We start from the raw sequence: 18,080 nt of genomic DNA, 5'->3' as shown, positions 1-18,080 counted from the left end.
AAAAAACCATAAAGTATAAAATGTATCGTTATTATTTATTGAGTCATTATTAAAATAAACCAAAATAATCCTTGGAGATTGCAGATTTAACTGCTCTCAGGGGTGATGTAATTTTTATTTAATTACTAAATTGAAGGGTTATATAATAAATGTAAATTCCTGCTAACAAGAGGATGGCTTTTATAATGACCGCAGTGAAATCAGTTACCGTCGAGGAACTCATTTATAGAAAAATGCCGGCCACTGACCGGCATTTTTTTGCTACGACTTACTTAACCGCCCAAATATTGGGATACTGATCCGGTTGATTGCCGACAGTCCACTGTTTCGCGCTATAGTTTTTTCCTTTATAACTGACGTTATTGCCGCTGATATAAGTCATTGATGTATTCCACTCAACAACCTGTGCTGGATCAGCCAGTTTCCAGGCATCACTGCTGCCAGGTTGAGACTGATTCCAGTAACCCGCAACATACCTGACGCCATTCAGGATAACTTTATCGCCCGAGACATAAGTCTTACCTTGCTGCCACTGTGGGTACTCATCAGAACCGCCGTCGTTATTGTCTTTAACGGTTACGGTCACGCGATTTGAATGGGTTGCGCCGTTTTTCCCGGTTACCGTCAGTTCATATACCGCTGTGCCGGTGGTATTTGCCGGAATCAGGGCGCGCACCACCGGTTTTTTGGAAGAGGACACCCATATACCCCCTTGTTGCTCCTGCAACCAGAACGTGCCCTGACCACTCACCACCTTCCAGCGGTAAGAAAGAGCATTACTGCTTTGGGAACCATCAAGGGTGTAGGCTGCGGAAGCATCGCTGGTACTCTTCACTTCAAAGTTTGCAGGGACAATCGCGATCGGTGCGTTAGCAGGCCCCTCTACCGACAGCACTGCCGAGCGGCCGGTCTCGTTCAGGAAAATAGCGTTATTTCGCGGTTGCTGCGGATTGAAAGCAATGCTGCCGGAGGCGCTTTTCTGGCCGATCAGCACCAGATTGGAGTGGTCGCGGTTGATTTGCGTTGCCAGTTCGCTAATCCAGTTGCCTGCAACATTGCTGGCGGTAATCGGCTTGCTGATTTTAACCAGATCGTCACCTCGGGTTCCGCCCATTAAACGGAAGATAACAGTATCACCGATTGCCGGAGCCTGATTGGTGGTGAATTTAGCGTATTCATACCATTCAACCGGCGCGGGATCTTCAATCGGGTCCGGCTCTGGCGTCGGAGGGATGATATCGCTGCCGCGTGAGGTAATCACCACATCGCTACAGCCGTAGAAGCCTTCATTACCCTGGTCCACTCGTTGCCAGCGACTAAAAATGACTGCCCGGCCAGTACGATCGGCCGGAATTTCGACATTGAAATCCTCATATCGGGTATAAGACGGTTTCATACCTGAGGTCGGCGAGGTGTTTTCGGCAGCGGTAAAGATACCGAGCAGTTCTACATCATCCCAGCCAATAACTTTTTTCGTTGGGTCGACGCTCTTTTTATTAATATAAATTTCAGTAAACGATTTAACATGTGTCTGTGTATAACCATAGCGCATGTTTACCTTACCGTTGGCATCTGGCTTAAGCACTGCCGTTTTCCATTTGTCGCTGGCCATATTAAAGCCGGAGCCTTTAGTGATACCGCTGCACAGCAAATGGCCGGGAATGGCTTTTCTGGCTTCAGCCGCACTGTGATCGCCGCCAACAAACCCGGTCAACTCCTGCCAGGTATAAATTGACTGACCACCATCATTACTCTTATTGCTGGCCTCTTTACAGATACCGGTCAGTGGCCCTTGTTGTATACATGATACCTGGCGAGCAGGCGGATCGATCATTGCACCATGACCGAATGCCAGTGAAGTGGTGGCAAGCCCTGCGCCAGCAACCAGAACGAGGGCTATTTTATTTTTTATCGACATAATATTAATTTCATCCATGATAGTTAAAATCAGAGGCATTCTTATTTTAGTAAGTTTTTTAAGGAATAAGAAATATCCTGATTGCTCGGGGAAAATATAAAATAAAATGGCAATCCAGTTATTTAAATTAACTATATAGCAATAAGAAACATCTCGCGCATTTACAGAATTATTGATTGTTATCGGATAAATGTGATTGGAGTATGATTAATTTAGCTGGCGGGGCAATTGGTCTTCAGCAGAAACTTCGCTCTGTACAGCCTGCGTGCTGTAATAAAACTGTCACAATTAGTACATTTTAGTGTCACCAAACTGTCCTATTTTCCCTCCTGCAGCAATACATAATCTTATTAAAACGGCACTGAGCCTGACTTTTTACTCCCCCGGAGGGAATATGACACTGATGCATAGCACCTTAGCTCGAATCGTCGCAGCAACCGTTTCTTTGAGTGCAGCTTCTGCGATGGCAGCAGCAAGCCTGACTGGCGCGGGCGCGACCTTCCCGGCGCCGGTGTATGCCAAGTGGGCTGATACCTATCAGAAACAGACTGGTAATAAAATCAACTACCAGGGTATTGGTTCATCGGGTGGTGTAAAACAGATTATTGCGAAAACCGTTGATTTCGGTGCTTCTGATGCGCCACTGTCTGACGAAAAACTGAATGCAGATGGCCTGTTCCAGTTCCCGACGGTGATTGGCGGTGTGGTAATGGCAGTCAATATTCCGGGCCTGAAATCGGGTGAGCTGGTGCTGGATGGCGTGACTCTCGGTGATATTTACCTCGGTAAAATCAAAAAGTGGAACGATGCCGCTATCGTTAAGCTGAACCCGGGTGTAAAACTGCCTGATACCAATATCGCGGTGGTTCGCCGTGCTGATGGTTCCGGTACCTCATTCGTGTTCACCAGCTATCTGGCGAAAGTTAACGAAGAGTGGAAATCGAAAATTGGTGCGGGTTCAACCGTAAACTGGCCAACGGGTCTGGGTGGTAAAGGTAACGACGGCATCGCCGCCTTTGTACAGCGTCTGCCTGGCTCAATTGGTTATGTTGAGTACGCTTACGCCAAGCAGAACAACCTGACTTATACCAGGCTGATTAGCGCCGACGGTAAGCCAGTCAGCCCAACCGAAACCAGCTTCAGCAATGCGGCGAAAGGCGCAGACTGGAGCAAAACCTTCGCTCAGGATCTGACTAACCAGAAAGGTGATGAGTCATGGCCAATTACCTCCACCACGTTCATTCTGCTGCATAAATCTCAGGCCAAACCTGAGCAGGCGGCTGAAGTGCTGAAGTTCTTTGACTGGGCATATAAAGACGGCGCGAAAGAAGCGAATGCGCTGGATTACGCGACCTTGCCAACAGAAGTTACCGATAAGATTCGTGCAGCATGGAAGACCAATATCAAAGACAGCTCGGGTAAAGCGCTGTACTAACAAGGTTTACCGGGGGCGGATAACGATATTCAGCCCCTTACTTCGGGCGGCAGTGTTGTCGCCCCTGTAATTTCAAACGTCGAGAATTCTATGGCTGCTACCAAGCCGACATTCAAAGCCCCCGGCAAACAGGGCGATATCCTCTTCAGTGCGCTGGTAAAACTGGCTGCGCTGATTGTGCTATTGCTACTGGGCGGCATTATTGTCTCACTGATCATCGCCTCCTGGCCTAGCATTGAAAAATTCGGTTTCGCCTTCCTGTGGACCAAAGAGTGGGATGCGCCAAACGAGAATTTCGGTGCGCTGGTACCAATTTACGGCACGCTGGTCACCTCATTTATTGCCTTGTTGATTGCCGTACCGGTCAGCTTTGGTATCGCACTGTTCCTGACCGAACTGGCGCCAGGCTGGCTGCGTCGTCCGCTCGGCGTGGCGATAGAACTGCTGGCGGCGATCCCCAGCATCGTTTACGGCATGTGGGGCCTGTTTATCTTTGCCCCGCTGTTTGCCGAATATTTCCAGACGCCGGTAGGCAATGTGCTCTCAGGTGTGCCTATTGTCGGTGCGCTGTTTGAAGGCCCGGCCTTTGGGATCGGTATTCTTGCCGCCGGTGTGATCCTTGCCATCATGATTATTCCGTATATTGCCTCGGTCATGCGCGATGTTTTTGAGCAGACGCCGGTGATGATGAAAGAGTCTGCTTACGGCATTGGCTGCACCACCTGGGAAGTGATCTGGCGCATCGTGCTGCCGTTCACTAAAAACGGCGTGATTGGCGGCGTGATGCTCGGTCTCGGACGCGCGCTGGGTGAAACCATGGCGGTGACCTTTATTATCGGCAATACCTATCAGCTCGACAGCGTTTCGCTGTTTATGCCGGGTAACAGTATTACCTCGGCACTGGCGAATGAATTCGCTGAAGCCGAGTCCGGCCTGCATACCGCAGCGCTGATGGAACTGGGTCTGATTCTGTTTGTGATCACCTTTATCGTGCTGGCCTGCTCGAAACTGATGGTTATGCGTCTGGCGAAAAGTGAAGGAGCGCGCTCATGACCACTATTGAAATGCAGGCGCGCGCCGAGCTGGATGCCTCTCGTCGCAAGATGCAGTCATGGCGGCGGATGAAAAACCGCATTGCGCTGACCTTATCCCTGCTGACTATGGCTTTCGGGCTGTTCTGGCTGGTGTGGATTCTGTTTTCCACTGTAACCCGCGGCATCGATGGCATGTCGCTGGCGCTGTTTACCGAAATGACGCCACCGCCTAATACCGCAGGGGGCGGGCTGGCCAACGCCTTCGCTGGCAGTGGCCTGTTAATTCTGTGGGCAACAATATTCGGTACGCCGTTAGGAATTATGGCCGGTATTTATCTGGCCGAGTATGGGCGTAAATCCTGGCTGGCCGAAGTGATTCGTTTTATTAACGATATCCTGCTTTCTGCCCCGTCGATTGTGGTTGGCCTGTTTGTTTACACCATCGTGGTGGCGCAGATGCAGCACTTCTCCGGCTGGGCCGGGGTGATTGCACTGGCGCTGTTGCAGGTGCCGATTGTTATCCGTACCACCGAAAATATGCTGAAGCTGGTGCCAGACAGCCTGCGTGAAGCGGCCTACGCCCTTGGCACGCCGAAGTGGAAAATGATTTCCGCGATAACGCTGAAAGCGTCCGTCTCCGGCATTATCACCGGTGTGCTGTTGGCGATTGCGCGTATTGCCGGTGAAACCGCGCCGCTGCTGTTTACCTCATTGTCGAACCAGTTCTGGAGCACCGACATGATGCAGCCGATTGCCAACCTGCCGGTCACCATCTTTAAGTTCGCCATGAGCCCGTTTGCCGAATGGCAAAGCCTGGCCTGGGCAGGTGTGCTGATTATTACGCTGTGTGTGCTGTTACTGAACATTCTGGCACGTGTCATCTTTGCTAAGAGCAAACATTAATTGAACAGCGCGGCTACGGCGGTGCTGAATAAGAGAGAAAGAGAATGAGTATGGTCAATAACGCTCCCGGGAAAATGCAGGTTCGCGATCTGAATTTCTACTACGGGAAATTCCATGCCCTGAAAAACATCAACCTGGATATCGCTAAAAACCAGGTGACGGCATTTATCGGCCCATCGGGCTGCGGTAAATCCACCCTGCTGCGCACCTTTAATAAAATGTACTCGCTGTATCCCGAGCAGCGTGCAGAAGGTGAAATCCTGTTGGATGGCGAAAATATTCTGACCGCTAACCAGGATATTGCCCTGCTGCGCGCCCGTGTCGGCATGGTCTTTCAGAAGCCGACGCCGTTTCCCATGTCGATTTATGACAATATCGCTTTCGGTGTACGTCTGTTTGAAAAACTGTCGCGTGCCGATATGGATGAACGCGTACAATGGGCATTGACCAAAGCGGCATTGTGGAATGAAACCAAAGACAAGCTGCATCAGAGTGGCTACAGCCTCTCCGGTGGTCAGCAACAGCGTTTATGTATTGCGCGTGGCATCGCCATCCGCCCGGAAGTGCTGTTGCTTGATGAGCCTTGCTCGGCACTCGACCCGATTTCAACCGGGCGTATTGAAGAGCTGATTACTGAACTGAAGCAGGATTACACCGTGGTGATTGTGACGCACAATATGCAGCAGGCAGCACGCTGTTCCGATCACACCGCGTTTATGTACCTCGGCGAACTGATTGAATTCAGCGATACCGATACGCTGTTTACTAAGCCGCGCCAGAAGCAGACGGAAGACTATATTACCGGGCGTTACGGCTGATTTGACTGGAGACAACATGGATAACTTAAATCTGAACAAACATATCTCCGGCCAGTTCAATGCCGAGCTGGAGCATATTCGCACTCAGGTGATGATCATGGGTGGCATGGTTGAGAAACAGCTCACCGATGCGATTACCGCGATGCACAATCAGGATGGCGAGCTGGCAAAACAAGTGATTGAGGGCGATCACAAGGTCAATATGATGGAAGTGGAGATTGATGAAGCCTGCGTGCGCATCATCGCCAAACGTCAGCCAACCGCGATAGATTTACGCCTGGTGATGGCGATTATCAAGACTATCTCTGAACTGGAGCGTATTGGTGACGTTGCGGAAAAAATCAGCCGCACCGCGCTGGAGAAATTCGGTCAGCAGCATATGCCGCTGTTGGTGAGCCTGGAGTCGCTGGGCCATCATACCGTGCAAATGCTGCATGACGTACTGGATGCCTTCGCGCGGATGGATCTGAATGCAGCCATCCAGATCTATCGTGAAGACAAGAAGGTCGATCAGGAGTACGAAGGCATCGTTCGTCAGCTAATGACTTATATGATGGAAGATCCCCGTACCATTCCCAGCGTACTGACAGCGTTATTCTGCGCCCGCGCGATTGAGCGTATTGGCGACCGCTGCCAGAATATTTGCGAAATTATCTTCTATTTCGTCAAAGGTCAGGATTTCCGCCATGTTGGCGGCGATCAGCTTGACCAGCTGCTGGCTGGTGAAGACGGTGGCAGTAATCCCGCATAATCCCTTCGAGGCCGGACTTCCGGCCTCTGCTTTATCCCTTCATTCCTTAATTCCTGCAAAATTTAAATATTCTCAGGCTAAAATATCTTTATCACTAGCACGGAATGATTACTTTATTTATAAGATTATTCTTTGGTGGTATTAGATAGCGCCTGATCTAATGTAAATTTAATATCAGTTAAGTAAATTAACCTTAATTACCTGTCGGGGTTGTTGTTTCTGAATAACATCTCACGGCTGAGCTGATTTATGTATGTGAGTTTAATTTTTACTAATGCCATGATTTTCATGTTTATTTTATTATCTCCACGGGAGATGAGTAGGCCTTTTATAATCTTAAATTGAGATTGTGTAAATATTTCACCGGCGGTTCTGCGTCAGGTGAACTAATTGACGGAAATAAGTCAGATACCTACACTGGCCCCGGTTACACTTCTTAATACTTTTATAAAATTTAAACCAGGAAATGAATGTGAAAAAGATTATTAAAAAAAGTTTGCTGGCACTGGTTATTGCCAGTGCGCTGCCGGCAGTGCACGCTGCCGATAAGAGTGCAAATACTGATGTGTCGAGCCAGGTAGAGAAAGACGTTTTAGTTACGGAGAAACTGGACGTTAACCTTGCAGAGCAACTAGGGGTGGATGGTAGCTCTTCGGTGACAGTGACCAAAGCCGGAGCCAGCAGACTGAATATTCATTTCAGTGAGGTTAGCCTGCAACCTGGTGCTTATCTGCGTATCTCGTCAGCGGACGGCAAACAGACGGAAATCATCAACCACGCGGCGCTTTATGACGGCAGTGGTGAAAGTTTTGACTCCATGACCATCCAGGGTGATAGCGCGCTGGTACAACTGATTTATCCGGATCGCAACAGCCGCCAGGTGCATAACGATCGTGTAATTATTTCTGATTTCAGTTATTCACTGGCCAATAATAATGAAAGAGCGATTATTGGTGACAATCAGATGGTTGATGCCATTTGCTATGAAAACACCAAGCCTGGTTTATACAAAGGCAGCCTGGCTATGATGAGAATATACGTTCATGAGCAGGGCGCGAGTTACGGCTCAGGTTTCAATCTGGTTGGCAATTATATGGTGATGACGAGTAATCAAGTTGCCGGTGGTGTCGGGAATAAATCTCATTTGCTGGAGTATAACTTCCAGAGTGATAGCTGTAACTCAGATAAGCGGTCAGATTATCTGGGGATTCGTACTGAAAAAGTCATCGCGTCTGGAGGCGGCGGTGCAAATGACTACGCGGTTTATCAGGTCGATTCGCTGGCATGGATGGAAGCAGGAATCCAGTCAATATTCGGTAACCTGGCACTGAATCCTGCGGCGGAGAAATTGCCGGTGGGTACACCAGTGTATATTCCGCAACATCCAGTCTGGGCAGGGTTGAAAAAGATAGCCGACCGCCATGATGATGGGGATGCTTGTAAAATTGTAAGCGGTGGTAGCGATAGCGTTGCACATTTCAATTGCGATAGTTCAGGTTCAGTATCAGGCGCACCGGTTATGGCACAGGTCGACAATACGGTAGCGGCGATCCACAGCGTTGCGCAAGGAAACTCTGGTCCAAGCGCCGCGTATGTTTACAATCAGATTAAATCGACCATGCCATGGACAAACAATCCGAGTTTCGCGGTTGTGGGCGAAGGGAAATTGAGTGTAGCTAATCGCAGTCAGACGCTCAGTGTTCCTGCTGAGCCAGTGGTTATGCGGTCGAATGCGGATGTGAAGCTTGCCGCGCTGTACAACAATCGTCTGAAGCACTTTGGCAGCTACTCGCTGTTTGAGGCGAGACTGCGCGCAACAGGCGGCAGCATTGAATCGGTGAATGTTCGTATGCAGCTGCGCACCCCATGCGGCCTCACGGATTTAAATGCCTCACAAACCTGCGGCACTGCCGGTACACGTCAACTTGAGATGAATGTATTGCCTCAGGATAACGCTCTGCTTACGTCTCCGGCGTATAGCGGCTGGATGACGTTGCGCGTGACAGATCGTCAAAATAATCAGCTGGTGAGCAACCTGGTGATGCCATATAACTTCACCAACTATGATCCGTTTACTTCGCCATTTACCCCAGGTACTCAGGTCACTACGGTGAATATGACCGGTCAACACCTCGAAACACCGCGGGTGACTCACAAGAGTAATTTTGGTTTTGTTGCTGTCCATCCGGGCCAGGGACCACTGGCCACCACCACTGCTACCAGCGGTGAATCAACGACAATTCAGGTGCCGCTGAAAAATGCGAAGGGTGAAGTGAAGCTGGTGAATTTAAGTGCATTGCGCAAATTCGGCTGCACATCAGGCAGTGGAATCATGAACTCTGTGGCTGGCTGTGGTTCGACCCCAGCTTCCGCATATCTGGATCTGCGTTTCTGGTACGGTAATAACCCTGGTCTGCCGGCTGGCCGTTATACCGGTATGCTGCCACTGATAGAGAAAGGTGATGGTGTTGAACAGGCGATGTTAGTGAACATTGATATCAACATTTAATCTGAAAGATAGTGTTAAGGGCGGCGTGATTGCCGCCCTTTTTTACTTAAGCAGTAATCGACCAGCCACGCGCCTGCCATAACGCTGGTAGCTGTGTCAGATCATCAAACGCCGTGACCAGCGGATGATCGAGCGGCTGATTATGGGCGTCGGCACAGTAGTAAAACACCGGAATCCCCGCGGCAATCCCGGCCTTCGCACCGGCTTCAGAATCATCAACCAGAATGCAATTCTCGATCGGCACCTGCATCTTTTCTGCGGCGTGGAACATCAGATCAGGATCGGGTTTCCAGCGCGCAATATCGTAGCCGCTGTACAACCGGTCATCAAAATGCGACAGCATCCCGGTCAGGCCAAGTGAATGCTGCATTTTCTTCACCGTGCCGTTAGAGACCACACACATCGGGACTTTTATCTTTTCAAGTAACTGTTGCGCACCCGCAATCGGCTTCAGTTCGGCATCAAACAGTCTGGCGACTTCCTGACGATAGGCGGCTTCCAGTTCATCGACCGGAGCATCCAGCTGATGCTGAGCACAGACATCGTCGATAATGTCATACAGCTTCACGCCTTTGTATTTTTCGAACATCTCCTGCAAAGATAACGTCACGCCATACTGCGCAAAGGTATTTACGTAAGATTGGGTGCAGATCAGCTCACTGTCGACCAGCGTACCGTCGCAATCAAAAAACACACATTCAATACTCATCGCGCCTGTCCTTAATGTCTGAAGATGTCACTCCACTTTAACTAACTGTGTCAGGAATGCGACCTGCAAATGTCAATTACGGTTAACGGCAGCGATAAACCGGTAAAAAGAGCGCAATCGGTTGCGAAAAATCACCGTAATCCGCATCAAAAAGCGGCGTTTTGGTATAGGATAGCCGTCGACAATCTTTCCATTCGTTCGGAATCTGATAATGAGCAAACAAGGTATATTGCAGCGCCTGTTTAAACTGCAAGAGCATGGCACAACGGTACGTACCGAAGTGATCGCGGGTTTCACCACCTTTCTGACCATGGTGTATATCGTTTTTGTGAACCCGCAGATCCTCGGTGTCGCTGGCATGGATACGCAAGCGGTGTTTGTCACCACCTGTCTGATTGCCGCGTTCGGCAGTATTCTGATGGGGCTGGTGGCTAACTTACCGGTGGCGCTGGCACCGGCGATGGGGCTGAATGCCTTCTTTGCCTTTGTGGTTGTGGGCGCGATGGGCGTTTCATGGCAGACCGGTATGGGTGCTATTTTCTGGGGCGCGGTTGGTCTGCTGCTGCTGACCATTTTCCGCGTGCGCTACTGGATGATTGCCAATATCCCGATGTGCCTGCGTGTGGGTATCAGCAGCGGTATTGGTCTGTTGATTGCGATGATCGGACTGAAAAACGCCGGTATCGTGGTGCCCAATAAAGATACGCTGGTGGCGGTGGGTGATCTGACTTCACACAGCGTGCTGCTGGGTGCGCTGGGCTTCTTTATTATCGCCATTCTCGCCTCGCGTAACATTCACGTGGCGGTGCTGGTATCGATTGTGGTGACCACGTTGATCGGTATGGCGCTAGGAGATGTGCAGTATACCGGCTTCTTCTCTGCGCCACCGTCGGTGACATCGGTTATTGGTCAGGTTGACCTGGCGGGTTCGCTGAATATCGGCATGGCCGGGATTATCTTCTCTTTTATGCTGGTGAACCTGTTTGACTCTTCCGGCACGCTGATTGGCGTAACCGATAAAGCCGGTTTAGCCGATGAAAATGGCAAGTTCCCACGCATGAAACAGGCACTCTATGTCGACAGCGTCAGCTCAGTAGCCGGTTCATTTATCGGTACTTCTTCCGTTACCGCCTACATTGAAAGCTCTTCTGGGGTTTCCATCGGTGGCCGTACCGGGCTGGTAGCCGTGGTTACCGGTCTGTTGTTCCTGCTGGTGATTTTCCTGTCGCCACTGGCGGCGATGGTGCCAGCCTATGCCGCTGCCGGTGCGCTGATTTACGTGGGTGTGCTGATGACTTCCAGCCTGGCTCGCGTTAAATGGGACGATCTGACCGAAGCGGTACCGGCATTTGTTACTGCCGCAATGATGCCATTCAGCTTCTCAATTACCGAAGGTATCGCGCTGGGCTTTATTTCTTACTGCGTAATGAAGGCGGGTACCGGGCGCTGGCGTGAAATCAGCCCATGTGTCATCGTCGTGGCGCTGCTGTTTGTACTGAAGATTGTGTTTATCGACGGGCACTAAATCGTCCGGCGATAACGGTTAACTGACTGGCGGCTGCAGAGTGATTCTGCGGCCGTTTTTTTTAATGCTGCAGCTGTCGCTCTTGCGGCATGCTGGTCAGGCGCAGCGCCCGCGGCCCGATATTGGATTTATTCACTTCGATATCGCGCAGAGCTTGCCAGCTGTTAGTCTCATCAAACTCCCACAGGCGCAGACGATTGGTGCCCGGCGACAGCGCGCACGACCACACCAGCAGCGGATCAACATCGCAAATCGCCTGAATATCGGGGAAGGCGGCTGAACGCAGACGACCGGAGGCGGGATGAAGACGCAAGGAGTCGATATCGCGCTGTCCTTCACCGGTCAGTTTCAGCACGCTCTGGCGCAAGGTCCAGAGCTGAGTTGCCGCCTCAACAGGATCATGTTGGGCATTAATCCACGCCTTTTCACCTGACGAAAGGCGCTTAAGCTGGCTTTCCACGGTCTGGCGGCTGTGCGCGCGGACGATTTCCATATCAAGCCCGGCGCGGCCACCTTCTTCTGCCAGTAACACGCCGATCTGATTGCCGGCATAGGCGATGCTGAAATCGGGCAAATCGGGATCGGCAAAACAGGGGCGGCCACTGCTCATGGTGATCAATGCCGGGAGTTGTTGTATGCCATAAACACGTAGCATCAGTTCGGCCAGCAGCACGCGAGCAGCAAGAAAACGCATGCGACGTTTTTCGTTATGATTCCAGGAATCTTCTATTAATTTCTGGGGCAAACGCTGTAAACGTGCCGGGTTCTGGACGAGCGTCCAGCGTACAAAATGACTTGCCATCTGTCGCTCCGTGAAAATGGTCGGATAATCATCCACCCCATTGTAAGAATTTTCTGAAGTAATTTCACGGCTCTTTCTGTCTGGTTACTGAATTTAGGATTAATGTCAGGGCGCACGGGCGGAACGGCGTTTTTATCGGAGACAACAGCGTCTCGTGCAGCCTGAAGCAGGCGCTGCTGCCAGCGAAAGCATTTGGATACGGATTCTGAGTAAAAAGACGTGTTTAAGTCAGTTTCTGTCCTGATTAAAAATCATCCCTTTTATCCTTGGCAAAATGTCGGGGAGATATTTCAAAAAGCCCTCTTTTTCTATAAATAATCTCAGTTAACGACAGATTTAATAGATTGAACTAAATGATATTGCAGTGATTAAACTTTATTTTTCTTTCTGATAACTTTTTGGGATAGAAATAAGCTTCTGGATATTCCTGTTAATAGGGTAACGGTTATGAAGCAAAATAGAGTGGGGTTTAACGGTGAACGGCGGGATCCGATTAGCGGGACGACACATTTGGGTAACGGCTACCGGGGATATAATCCGGTACTGAGGTGCTTTCATTGTCCGGACAGCCTGACTCCTTTCGGTGCTGGCGGAATAAATCCTTATGCGTACTGTGCAGGCGACCCGATAAACCGGTCTGATCCGAGTGGACATCACAGTATCCCTGGCTGGCTGGGAATTTCTGCGGGCATCGTCCTTGGGGTGTTATTTACGCCACTATCGGCGGGCTCATCTCTGGCTTTATCACTTTCAGCACTCTCCGTGTTATCCGGGATAGCGTCCACGTGCCTGGCCATGGCACAACAGTTTTTAGAAAAGTCAGACCCGAAAACGGCAGCGGCACTGGGGTGGGCCGCGCTGGCAACAGGGATACTCAGCGGGCTAAGTTCGGCAGCGCTTTCCCGGACAGCGGTGGGGGCAAAATCACTGTCAGGTTTGCTAAAAGGTAGCAGTAACCGGCCGTTTGGCGGGCTGACGATGGAAGGAGAAGATGGCGGCAGAGCTTCAACGGTAAGCGCTATTACCCATGTTAATGTCAGTCATACAGAAAAAACCGTCGCTCAAACACTTCAATCATTTGCGCAAAAACACCCTGACGATTTCAGGCTAGTGCTGAATTATTTATCTGGCAGAGAGTTAGACAGGCTTCGTGCCACATCCACAACCCTGCTGCGGGAAGTTGAAAGTCACTTACAGGATCTTTCGGTCGTTTTGCCGGAAAGAAATTTAGGAAGAATCTCCGTGGTCTCACTCAATTCAGCGGAATTAACAGAAGTTGAAGATATTAACCCTCTGTATCTTTCACGAGTGAGAGAGATTGCTTTGGGAGTGAGCCCCTTTACAACGCCCTCGCAATTATACAGAGCGGGCATCAATCCTCTGTCTGATGAATTGATGCTTACCTATGGTATAGATGCTTATGATAAAGATATTCCCATAGAAAAAATCTTTGGCGCACGGGGTTTGAACACATCAGATTTATGGATAAATGCTGACCATGCCGATAATTTATTCCGGGATGCGTTTTGGAGCCAGTTCCGCTAACCCGATGAAAAGAAGGGTTGTGGACGCAAATTCCTCGTAACGGTACAGTGCCACATAACCGGAATCGCCGAATTCCATCTTCAGTTCTTTCAGCGCCGGTCGTCCGGCAAAAGGTCGTAAGTATGGCTATAAAAAACCCGCATTAACAGTCTGTTAATGCGGGTTGGTGGACGCTAACTAACCTGGGCTTATGTCAGGTTATTTACCAATACAGAAGCTGGAGAAAATGCGCCCCAGCAGATCATCAGAGGTAAATTCGCCGGTGATTTCACTTAACGCCTGCTGCGCCAGACGCAGCTCCTCTGCCAGCAGTTCTCCGGCCCAGGCGCCTAACAGCTGATGTTTACCCTGTTGTAAGTGCTGTGCGGCCAGCTCCAGCGCCTGCAAATGGCGACGACGCGCGAGGAAACCGCCTTCCATATTGCCGGCAAAGCCCATGCTCTGTTTCAGATGGTCGCGTAGCAGGTCTATGCCCTCACCGGTGCGCGCCGAAAGTCGAATAAGTGAGTGGTTGTTCACTTCGGTGATACCCAGCGCCTCTTCGGTGACGTCGGCTTTATTACGCACCACAGTCATCGGCAGGCTGGCAGGCAGTCGGGCGATAAAATCTGGCCAGATTTGCGCCGGTTCCGTTGCATCGGTGGTGGTGCCATCAACCATAAATAGCACGCGATCGGCCTGTTCAATCTCTTTCCACGCCCGCTCGATGCCGATACGTTCAACTTCATCACTGGCTTCACGCAGACCAGCCGTATCAATAATATGCAGTGGCATGCCGTCGATATGGATATGTTCGCGTAATACATCGCGCGTGGTACCAGCGATGTCAGTAACAATTGCCGCTTCACGACCAGCTAATGCATTGAGAAGACTCGATTTTCCTGCGTTAGGGCGTCCGGCAATCACCACTTTCATCCCTTCACGCAGCAGGCTGCCCTGACGCGCTTCGGCACGTACCGCATCGAGGTCGGCAATCACCGTATGTAGCTGCGCTTCGATTTTGCCGTCCGACAGGAAGTCGATCTCTTCATCCGGGAAGTCGATAGCCGCTTCGACATAGATTCGCAGGTGAGTAAGTGCTTCCACTAAATGGTTAACGCGCGCGGAAAAAGCCCCCTGCAACGAGTTCAGTGCCGAGCGTGCGGCCTGTTCTGAGCTGGCGTCGATCAGGTCGGCAATGGCTTCGGCCTGGGCTAAATCGAGTTTATCATTCAGGAAGGCGCGTTCAGAAAACTCACCGGGCTGGGCAATACGTACGCCGGGCAGTGCCACAATGCGCTTCAGCAGCAGATCAAGGATGACCGGGCCGCCGTGGCCTTGCAGCTCCAGCACGTCTTCGCCAGTAAAGGAGTTTGGGCCAGGGAACCACAGCGCGATGCCCTGATCGAGCGCGTGACCTTCGGCGTCGCGAAACGGCAGATAGTCGGCGTAGCGGGGTTTAGGCAGTTTGCCCAGCAGCTGTTGCGCGACCTCGGCCGCTTTCGCGCCAGAAACGCGCAGGATACCGACGCCGCCGCGTCCCGGAGGTGTTGCCTGGGCTACGATCGTATCGCTATGGCTCATGTTTAACTCTCTGTTTGATGCAAAAAATAAGGCGGTCAATTGACCGCCTTATGATAACCATTGTGCTGATTTTTAGCACGGAAACGGTGCCGCATATAGCAAGGGCGGCGAAAACGCCGCCCTTACGAGTCTTGCAGTCATTCGTACCGAATTACGCTTTCTTCTTGTCGCGGCTATGCAGGCCACGTTTTTCCAGGCCGCGATAAATCAGCTGCTGCTGGAGAATGGTGACCAGGTTGCTGACGATGTAGTACAGCACCAGACCTGACGGGAACCACAAGAAGAACACGGTGAAGATGACCGGCATAAAGGTCATGATCTTCTGCTGCATCGGATCGGTCACCGTGGTCGGTGACATCTTCTGAATGAAGAACATCGTCACGCCCATCAGGATCGGCAGGATGTAGTACGGATCTTGTGCTGAAAGGTCATGAATCCACAGCGCGAACGGCGCATGACGCAGTTCCACCGAGCCCATCAGCATATAATACAGCGCCAGGAAGATTGGCATCTGGATGATCAGCGGGAAGCAGCCACCCAGTGGGTTAACCTTCTCAGCTTTATACAGCGCCATCATTTCCTGACTCATGCGCTGCTTGTCATCACCTAAACGCTCACGCATCGCCTGCGTTTTTGGTTGCAGCATGCGCATTTTCGCCATCGAGGTGTACTGCGCTTTGGTCAGCGGGTACATGATGCCGCGCACGATAAAGGTAATGATGATAATTGAGACGCCCCAGTTACCAACAAAGCTCTGGATAAACTTCAGCAGTTTAAACAGCGGCTGAGAGATAAACCATAACCAGCCGTAATCCACGGTCAGATCGAGATGAGGAGCAACTGCCGCCATCTTGTCCTGAATTTCCGGGCCAACCCACAGGGTTGCTGCAAGGTTCTGCTGTGAACCTGGCGCGATGGTGACTGGCGTTGATTTGTAGCCCACTGCTGCCACACCGTTACCCAGATTAGTGGTATACAGCGTGTTGTTACCGGCGGTACGTGGAACCCATGCGGTAGCAAAGTATTGCTGCAGCATCGCGACCCAACCGTTAGGGGTTGAGGTGCTCAGGTTTTCGTTATCGGCAATGGTATCAAATTTGTATTTTTCATACTTCTCTTCGCTGGTGGAGTAAGCCGCACCGCGGAAAGTATGTAATGCAAAGTTGTTGCTACCGGTATCACGATGTTTAGGTAAGTCGATAGTCTGCTTCAACTGACCAAACATGGCGACTTCCAGCGGCTGCTGCGTGGCGTTGTTCACCTGATAATCGACGCTAATCGCATATTCACCGCGCTTCAGAACGAAGGTTTTGGTGTATACCGCGCCGTTTTCCGCAGTGTAAGTCATCGGGATACGCAACTCGCTCTGACCTTCGGCCAGCTCGAAGTGATCCTGCTCGGAGGTAAACAGCGGACGTGCACCATTGGCTGGGTTATCCGGGCCGTTACGACCTGTCAGGCCGCTTTGCGCCTGGTACAGGAAAGACGGTGTGGTTTCCAGCAGCTGGAAAGGCTGTGAAGAACCCAGTTTGTCCGGGTAAGTCAGCAGCTGAGCCTGCTCGATATCACCACCGCGAGTGTTGATATTTAAAGACAGGACATCGGTCTTAACGGTGATCGTCTTGCCCTGACCGCTGGCAGGAACGCCCTGATTGGCGGCATCACCGGCAGCGCTGGTCGTGTTCTGTGTGGTCTGGGTTTGCTGTGGCTGCGGAGCGTTGTCCGTCTGCCAGGCTTGCCAGATCATAAAAGACACGAACAGAAAAGCGATGAGAAAAAGATTGCGTTGCGAATCCATCGTTAATGTTCTCTGTTATCGTCGGTTTTTGGCGGCACCGGATCGTCGCCACCCGGGTTCAAAGGGTGGCATTTTAATACGCGTTTCATCGTCAACCAACTGCCTTTTATCATTCCAAACCTGCGCAATGCCTCAATACCGTATTGAGAACAGGTAGGATGAAAGCGACAGTGGGGTCCTAACAGCGGACTGATGACGCGTTGATAGACGCGAATCAGCGCAATCAGGAGCCGCGAGCCAGGCGACAGTGACGACGCCATAATTTCTCCAACGCTTCCGCCAGCGCACGATTATCCAGTTCAGCCACCCCTTTCTTCGCCACTACCACAAAATCCATTGCGGGGAGTTCGTGTTGTCGCAGGCGAAAGCTTTCGCGGGTCAATCGCTTGATCCGGTTACGCTCATGCGCACGCTTAACATTTTTTTTAGCGACGGTAAGACCGATGCGGGGATGCCCCAGCTGATTAAGGCGGCCGAGAATAGTAATTTGCGGCATGCCAGCCCGTTGTGGCTGCTGGAAGACGAAAGTGAAATGAGTGGGAGTTAACAAACGTAACTCCCTGGGAAATGCGAGCTTAACCACTCAGGGTTAGCTTTATTACTTAGAAACGGTCAGACGAGAACGGCCTTTAGCACGACGACGTGCCAGGACCTGACGACCATTTTTAGTTGCCATACGAGCACGGAAGCCGTGAGAACGGTTGCGCTTCAGTACGGACGGTTGAAAAGTGCGTTTCATGGCGATTTCTACCTAAACTTGAAAAAAATTT

17 protein-coding genes and 1 pseudogene are annotated in these 18,080 nt (G+C 50.9%); 10 read left to right on the top strand and 8 right to left on the bottom strand.

Annotation, left to right across the window (positions count from 1 at the left end; all coding sequences use genetic code 11):
- Positions 1–268: 268 nt before the first annotated feature.
- Entirely contained in the window at positions 269–1,918 is a 1,650-nt protein-coding gene (locus NG42_RS16740) for a lytic polysaccharide monooxygenase (RefSeq protein WP_162231036.1), read from the bottom strand.
- 394 nt (positions 1,919–2,312) lie between these two features.
- Between NG42_RS16740 and pstS the strand changes: the two genes are divergently transcribed.
- The 6 genes from pstS (at position 2,313) to NG42_RS16710 (ending at position 9,368) form a co-directional block, all read left to right on the top strand.
- Positions 2,313–3,353 carry a phosphate ABC transporter substrate-binding protein PstS gene (gene pstS / locus NG42_RS16735; RefSeq protein ID WP_052901115.1) on the top strand — a complete coding sequence of 347 codons (1,041 nt, stop codon included), beginning with the start codon at positions 2,313–2,315 and terminating at the stop codon, positions 3,351–3,353.
- A gap of 90 nt (positions 3,354–3,443) precedes the next feature.
- A complete protein-coding gene (gene pstC, locus NG42_RS16730) occupies positions 3,444–4,406 on the top strand; it encodes a phosphate ABC transporter permease PstC (protein WP_052901112.1) in 963 nt (320 codons plus the stop codon).
- Complete coding sequence (gene pstA, locus NG42_RS16725; RefSeq protein WP_052901109.1) at positions 4,403–5,290, top strand: phosphate ABC transporter permease PstA; 888 nt, start codon at positions 4,403–4,405, stop codon at positions 5,288–5,290. Before pstC ends, pstA begins: the two co-directional genes overlap by 4 nt.
- Positions 5,291–5,334: 44 nt before the next feature.
- Positions 5,335–6,108, top strand: a complete 774-nt coding sequence (gene pstB / locus NG42_RS16720; RefSeq protein ID WP_052901108.1) for a phosphate ABC transporter ATP-binding protein PstB — start codon at positions 5,335–5,337, stop codon at positions 6,106–6,108.
- A gap of 16 nt (positions 6,109–6,124) precedes the next feature.
- Positions 6,125–6,859 carry a phosphate signaling complex protein PhoU gene (gene phoU, locus NG42_RS16715; protein ID WP_052901106.1) on the top strand — a complete coding sequence of 245 codons (735 nt, stop codon included), beginning with the start codon at positions 6,125–6,127 and terminating at the stop codon, positions 6,857–6,859.
- 472 nt (positions 6,860–7,331) lie between these two features.
- On the top strand, positions 7,332–9,368 hold the full coding sequence (locus tag NG42_RS16710; RefSeq protein WP_156324271.1) for a trypsin-like serine peptidase: 2,037 nt from the start codon (positions 7,332–7,334) through the stop codon (positions 9,366–9,368).
- A gap of 46 nt (positions 9,369–9,414) precedes the next feature.
- Here the strand turns inward: NG42_RS16710 and yieH are convergent, their stop codons facing one another.
- On the bottom strand, positions 9,415–10,077 hold the full coding sequence (yieH, locus tag NG42_RS16705; RefSeq protein WP_052901100.1) for a 6-phosphogluconate phosphatase: 663 nt from the start codon (positions 10,075–10,077) through the stop codon (positions 9,415–9,417).
- A gap of 69 nt (positions 10,078–10,146) precedes the next feature.
- Between yieH and NG42_RS22925 the strand changes: the two genes are divergently transcribed.
- Positions 10,147–10,323: a hypothetical protein gene (locus tag NG42_RS22925; protein ID WP_162231035.1), complete on the top strand. Its 177-nt coding sequence runs from the start codon at positions 10,147–10,149 to the stop codon at positions 10,321–10,323.
- Positions 10,289–11,602, top strand: coding sequence for an NCS2 family permease (locus tag NG42_RS16700; RefSeq protein ID WP_052901098.1), 1,314 nt, complete (start codon positions 10,289–10,291; stop codon positions 11,600–11,602). The genes NG42_RS22925 and NG42_RS16700 overlap by 35 nt, the downstream gene beginning before the upstream one ends.
- Before the next feature lie 61 nt (positions 11,603–11,663).
- On the opposite strand, the gene NG42_RS16695 is transcribed toward NG42_RS16700, so the two are convergent.
- Entirely contained in the window at positions 11,664–12,404 is a 741-nt protein-coding gene (locus tag NG42_RS16695; RefSeq protein WP_052901095.1) for a 4'-phosphopantetheinyl transferase family protein, read from the bottom strand.
- 447 nt (positions 12,405–12,851) lie between these two features.
- Between NG42_RS16695 and NG42_RS23590 the strand changes: the two are divergent.
- Positions 12,852–12,998, top strand: a pseudogene (locus tag NG42_RS23590) (RHS repeat-associated core domain-containing protein); the annotation flags it as partial.
- A 201-nt stretch (positions 12,999–13,199) separates the two neighbouring features.
- Positions 13,200–13,949, top strand: a complete 750-nt coding sequence (locus NG42_RS16690; protein WP_052901092.1) for a hypothetical protein — start codon at positions 13,200–13,202, stop codon at positions 13,947–13,949.
- Between the two features lie 198 nt (positions 13,950–14,147).
- Here NG42_RS16690 and mnmE read toward each other — a convergent pair whose 3' ends face one another.
- From mnmE to rpmH, 5 genes are all read right to left on the bottom strand, one after another.
- Positions 14,148–15,512 (bottom strand): tRNA uridine-5-carboxymethylaminomethyl(34) synthesis GTPase MnmE, encoded by a 1,365-nt coding sequence (mnmE, locus tag NG42_RS16685; RefSeq protein ID WP_052901089.1) that lies wholly within the window; start codon positions 15,510–15,512, stop codon positions 14,148–14,150.
- Between the two features lie 151 nt (positions 15,513–15,663).
- Complete coding sequence (gene yidC, locus NG42_RS16680) at positions 15,664–17,310, bottom strand: membrane protein insertase YidC (RefSeq protein WP_052901086.1); 1,647 nt, start codon at positions 17,308–17,310, stop codon at positions 15,664–15,666.
- 2 nt (positions 17,311–17,312) lie between these two features.
- On the bottom strand, positions 17,313–17,570 hold the full coding sequence (gene yidD / locus NG42_RS22140; RefSeq protein ID WP_072133237.1) for a membrane protein insertion efficiency factor YidD: 258 nt from the start codon (positions 17,568–17,570) through the stop codon (positions 17,313–17,315).
- Complete coding sequence (gene rnpA / locus NG42_RS16675; protein WP_052901083.1) at positions 17,534–17,893, bottom strand: ribonuclease P protein component; 360 nt, start codon at positions 17,891–17,893, stop codon at positions 17,534–17,536. The genes yidD and rnpA overlap by 37 nt, the downstream gene beginning before the upstream one ends.
- Before the next feature lie 15 nt (positions 17,894–17,908).
- A complete protein-coding gene (gene rpmH / locus NG42_RS22135) occupies positions 17,909–18,049 on the bottom strand; it encodes a 50S ribosomal protein L34 (RefSeq protein ID WP_003849659.1) in 141 nt (46 codons plus the stop codon).
- Positions 18,050–18,080: the final 31 nt, after the last annotated feature.

Source organism: Winslowiella iniecta, from assembly GCF_001267535.1.
GTDB lineage: Bacteria > Pseudomonadota > Gammaproteobacteria > Enterobacterales > Enterobacteriaceae > Erwinia > Erwinia iniecta.
This window is presented reverse-complemented; position numbering and strand designations above follow the sequence as displayed.